We start from the raw sequence: 5,256 nt of genomic DNA on the forward strand, positions 1-5,256 counted from the left end.
ATTTATTATACGAACTGATAGAAGATTTTGAAAATTGCCCTAATAGAGAAGATTATGAAAACTATTGATAGCGAAATCTAAAATTCTTTAATTTTCCTATATCACAATACGCATAAATAGAATATAATTTAATCTTGCAAAACATGTTGATCATGGCACGTTTTTGCAAGATTATTTTATGTGATCGGGAGGGTTTATGGCAGTAAAGGCGGCAGCTATCGAAAAAACTACAGGAGCTCAGACTTATTCATCAAAGGTTCTTATTGGAAGATTCATTCCATATATTAAAAAGTACAGACTTCTTCTGTGCCTTGATCTTTTATTTGCGTCTCTTACCACTTTATGTGATATAGTGCTTCCAATGATCATGAGAAGGCTTACCAATTCTGCAATGGGTAGTGCGGAAGTTTTGACAGTAGCTGCTCTTTTGAGGATGACAGCTTTATATGTGCTTTTAAGAATTGTTGATGCAGGTGCTAACTTCTATATGCAGTCACAGGGTCATATTATGGGCGTATATATAGAAACTGACATGAGACGTGATGCCTTTGATCATCTTCAGAGATTATCTGCTACATATTATTCCAATCATAAAATAGGTCAGATCATGGGCCGTATAACCAATGACCTTTTTGATGTTACGGAATTTGCTCATCATTGTCCTGAAGAGTTCTTCATCGCAGGAATCAAGATGGTTGTTTCATTTGTTATATTATCAGCAGCATCACTTCCTCTTACACTTATGATTTTTGCTTGTCTTCCTATCATGTTTTATGTATCTGTTAAGATCAATCATTGGCTTCGTCAGACCCAGAAGGCTCAGAGAGTACAGGTTGGAGAACTTAATGCAGCAATCGAAGAAAGCCTTCTTGGAGAACGTATAGTTAAGGCTTTTACAGGTGAAGAAGAGGAAAAGAATAAGTTCGAAAAAGGAAATATCAAGTTTCAGACAATAAAGAAGAGATTTTACTATGCAATGGCAACTTTCGGAACATCAACAAGAATGTTTGATGGTCTTATGTATAGCGTAGTTATTCTTGGTGGTGGACTTTTCCTTATAAATGATCTTATAAGTGCAGGAGATCTTGTTGCTTATATTCTGTATGTATCAACACTTATAGCTACTATCAGAAGGATAGTTGAGTTTGCGGAGCAGTTCCAGCGTGGAATGACAGGTATAGAGCGTTTTATAGAGATCATGGATACGCCTATAGATATTAAAGATGCTGAGGGTGCAACTGATATCAAGGTTACAGAAGGATCCATAAGCTTTAAAAAGGTTAATTTTGAATATCCGGATGATCATAATAAGGTACTTCGAGATTTTGATCTTGATATCAAGGCAGGAGAAAATCTTGCTATCGTAGGATCTTCAGGAGGTGGTAAGACTACTATATGTAACCTTATCCCAAGATTTTATGATGTGACTTCAGGACGTATCGATATTGATGGTCAGGATACCAGTAAGGTTACTTTAAAGAGTCTTCGTCAGTCAATTGGTATAGTTCAGCAGGATGTATATCTTTTTAGCGGTACTATTCGTGACAATATCGCTTACGGAAGACCTGGAGCTAGTAACAAAGAGATTGAAGAAGCTGCAATCATGGCAGGTGCTGATGAATTTATAGAAAGACTTCCTCAAGGTATGGATACCTATATTGGTGAAAGAGGAGTAAAATTATCTGGAGGACAGAAGCAGCGTATTTCTATTGCGAGAGTATTTCTTAAGAATCCTAAAATATTAATACTTGATGAAGCGACTTCTGCGCTTGATAATGAGAGTGAGCTTTTTGTTACAAAGAGTCTTGAAAAGCTTGCAAAAGGCAGAACTACCATTACTATAGCCCACAGGCTTACAACTGTTCAGAATGCTGACAGGATAATTGTTTTAAGTAAGGACGGAATACTTGAAGAAGGCAATCACGAATCCCTCCTCGAGAAGCAGGGAACTTATTACAAACTGTGGAATCGTATGGCAGAACTTGACTGAAAGTGATTTTGGGCTGTCAGTTTTTATATTTTAAGAAAGAAGGTAATACTTGATCACCAGGGATGGCTTGATCAGTGAAAAAGCGGGATTATGGAAAAGGTTAATAATAGTGATACAATAACAACGAAGGATGATATAATTCACAAAACTCCAGTAGAGGTGGTCAAGGAATTTATAGTCATCACACTTGCTACAGTTATAATAGCCGGAGCTGTATTCTTTTTTCTTATACCGAGTCATACAGCTGTAAACAGTGTATCGGGACTGGCTATAGTGCTTACAAATCTGATTCCTTTTTCTGTTTCTCAGATTACTCTTTGTATCAATATTATTCTTTTGGTAATAGGCTTTTTGACCTGTGGCCATGAGTTTGGAAGTAAGACAGTTTATACATCTATTTTATTACCATTTCTTCTTGGTGTTTTTGAGCGATTATTTCCTGATAATAAGTCACTTACAGGTGATATGGCACTTGATGTACTTGCATATATATTTACAGTGAGCATTGGCGTCAGTATCCTTTTTTCACTTAATGCTTCCTCAGGTGGTACAGATATCCTTGCTATGATACTTAATAAATATCTTCACATGGAACTTGGAAGGGCTGCGACAGCTGTAGGCGTAACAATTGCCTTTTCTGCAGCACTTGTCTATGATTCAAAGACTGTAATCTTAAGTATCCTTGGAAGCTATTTTAATGGTGTGATACTTGATGAATTTATTTTTAACCGCAATAGAAAAAGACGGGTATGTATTACGTCACCCAAAGAACAGGAGATTCGAAAGTTTATAATCGAGAATCTTCATAGCGGTGCTACTATCTATAAAGCTTATGGTGCATATAGAATGCAGGAACACAATGAGATAATTGTCATAGTTGATAAGCGTGAATATCAGCAGCTTATGAATTATATGCAGAAAGTGGATCCTCAGGCATTTATGACAATATATGATGTTAATGAGGTCAAGTACCGTTCTAAATCACTGTCTGAGAGAATATTCTGAAAGAGCACAAACAAATACCGGTCGTTTGGGGAAAACGACCGGTGTAGTGGGGTATTACTATTCGGATATCATGCAGTTTCCTGCATAGCGGTAATGGCTGGATTAAGCTCGAAATTCTCGAGTTGTGAAGCGTTGTTTACAGACTCGTTAGCTGACTGTGCATTTGCACTTGCAATCTCGCTTCTAACGGGATCGGTTTCTGACTGTGTTGGAGATAACTGCTTTACGCTTCCTTCAGGGAAGGATTTAAAAGTTGCTGAATTCTGAGAACCTGACTGATCGTTGGAAGTCTCTGATTCGCTGGACTTTGCAACCTGCTGGCTCTTCTCGTAAGCTTCTTTGCCTTCCTGGCTTATTGATACTACGGCATCAGCATCCTTGGATGCGGTATCCTGCCTTGTCTGGAGCTGTTGTTGCTGACTTTGTGTTTGCTGAACTTTATCTTCTCTTAAAGCTTTCTGATAAGATGAGATAGCTGTTGAGAGATCAGCATTGTTCATTGTTACAGATGATACTTGCATATGAACCCCTTTCTGGAGCGGATATCCATATCCTTTTCGAGGCTCCGAAAAGATAATAGGAATCAAAGTCACATCCTTGCGCTTTAAATTCCAAAGTGATCTATTTTATGTCAAAACAATTGAGTATATTAAAGCTAAACCTATTTAGTTACAGTTATAATATCATAAAAATAATAATAAATAAAGCATTTTACAAAATATTTATAAAATATGATTATTTTCTTTTCACACATATCGACTCTTTAATCTAAATTGTACGTAGTGTGAGGCTTGTAAGAGCTGGATTGTACAGATGGAGGTACGTATATGGGCATTGTTGGTGGTATTATGGTTCCTCATCCGCCGCTTATAGTTCCGGAAGTTGGCAAAGGTGGCGAGAGTATTATCAGAAAGACTACTGTGGCTTATGAAAAGGCAGCAGATTTTGTGGCCTCATTAAAGCCTGATACAATTGTTCTGTCATCTCCTCATAGCATTATGTATTCTGATTATCTTCATATATCTCCCGGATATGAAGCAAGCGGAGATCTGGCAAGATTTGGCGCAGGAAGCGTTAAGATTAGCGTTTCTTATGATTCTGAACTTTCTAACAGATTGTGCGAGCTTGCAGAAGATGAGGATATTCCTGCAGGATACATGGGAGAGCGGGATAAGTCTCTAGATCATGGAACGATCGTTCCTCTTTATTTCATTATGCAAAAATATACTGACTTCAAGCTTGTACGTATGGGGCTTTCCGGGATTTCTTTTGCTGACCATTATAAAATGGGACAGATAGTGCAAAAGGCTGCTGATGAACTTGGAAGGCGCGTTGTATTTGTAGCAAGCGGTGATCTGTCTCATAAGCTTAGAGAAGATGGGCCATATGGCTTTGATAAGAACGGGCCTTTATATGATGAAAAGGTAATGGATTGTATGGGAAGAGGTGCTTTTGGCGAACTTTTGAAATTCGATCCATATCTGTGTGATAAAGCTTCTGAATGCGGCCACAGGTCTTTTGTCATAATGGGAGGTGCCTTTGACGGGCTAAAAGTAAATCCCAATAAGCTATCACACCAGGATGTGACTGGAGTAGGCTATGGAATCTGCACCTATGAGGTCATTGGATGCGATGATGATAAAAGGTATCTTGATAAATATCTTGAAGATGAAAAGAAATCCCTTTTGGAGAAAAAAGCTATGGAAGATCCTTATGTATCTCTTGCCAGAAAGACGATAGAAACATATATAAAGGAAGGTTATGTCATAAAAGTTCCGGATGATCTTCCTTCAGAAATGTATGAAAGAAGCGCAGGCGCTTTTGTATCTCTTCATATAAGAGGAGGACTTCGAGGCTGCATAGGAACTATATCTGCCACCTGCGACTGCGTAGCCAGGGAAATCATACAAAATGCAATATCTGCTTCAACGAAAGATCCCAGATTTGAGTCTGTTGAAGAAAAGGAGCTTGAAAAGCTTGAATACAGTGTAGATGTACTTGGAGATGCGCAAAAGATTGATTCCAAAAAGGAGCTTGATGTAAGAAAATATGGGGTTATAGTCACAAATGGTTTAAGACGTGGGCTCCTTCTTCCCGATCTTGAAGGAGTTGATACTGTAGATGATCAGATTGCTATAGCTAAGAGAAAAGCCGGGATTGGTGAATATGAAAAGGTTGAACTTCAAAGATTTGAAGTTGTAAGGCATCATTAGGATATTGTAAAAGACTTGAAATATGTAGAAAGAAAACTTATTTGTGGG

The 5,256-nt window shown here is 38.0% G+C and carries 4 protein-coding genes; 3 read left to right on the top strand and 1 reads right to left on the bottom strand.

The features are described 5' to 3' along the window. The first annotated feature begins 196 nt into the window (after positions 1-196). Together K6G87_RS04410 and K6G87_RS04415 are read left to right on the top strand one after the other, a co-directional pair. Positions 197-1,990, top strand: a complete 1,794-nt coding sequence (locus tag K6G87_RS04410; RefSeq protein WP_296834428.1) for an ABC transporter ATP-binding protein — start codon at positions 197-199, stop codon at positions 1,988-1,990. A 90-nt stretch (positions 1,991-2,080) separates the two neighbouring features. Continuing rightward, complete coding sequence (locus tag K6G87_RS04415; protein WP_296834430.1) at positions 2,081-2,995, top strand: YitT family protein; 915 nt, start codon at positions 2,081-2,083, stop codon at positions 2,993-2,995. 68 nt (positions 2,996-3,063) lie between these two features. Here the strand turns inward: K6G87_RS04415 and K6G87_RS04420 are convergent, their stop codons facing one another. Next, positions 3,064-3,516, bottom strand: a complete 453-nt coding sequence (locus K6G87_RS04420) for a hypothetical protein (RefSeq protein ID WP_296834431.1) — start codon at positions 3,514-3,516, stop codon at positions 3,064-3,066. A gap of 306 nt (positions 3,517-3,822) precedes the next feature. Here K6G87_RS04420 and amrA point away from each other — a divergent pair, with 306 nt between their 5' ends. Next, positions 3,823-5,208, top strand: coding sequence for an AmmeMemoRadiSam system protein A (gene amrA / locus K6G87_RS04425; protein WP_296834433.1), 1,386 nt, complete (start codon positions 3,823-3,825; stop codon positions 5,206-5,208). The last annotated feature ends 48 nt before the right edge of the window (positions 5,209-5,256 follow it).

This window comes from Butyrivibrio sp., from assembly GCF_024699075.1.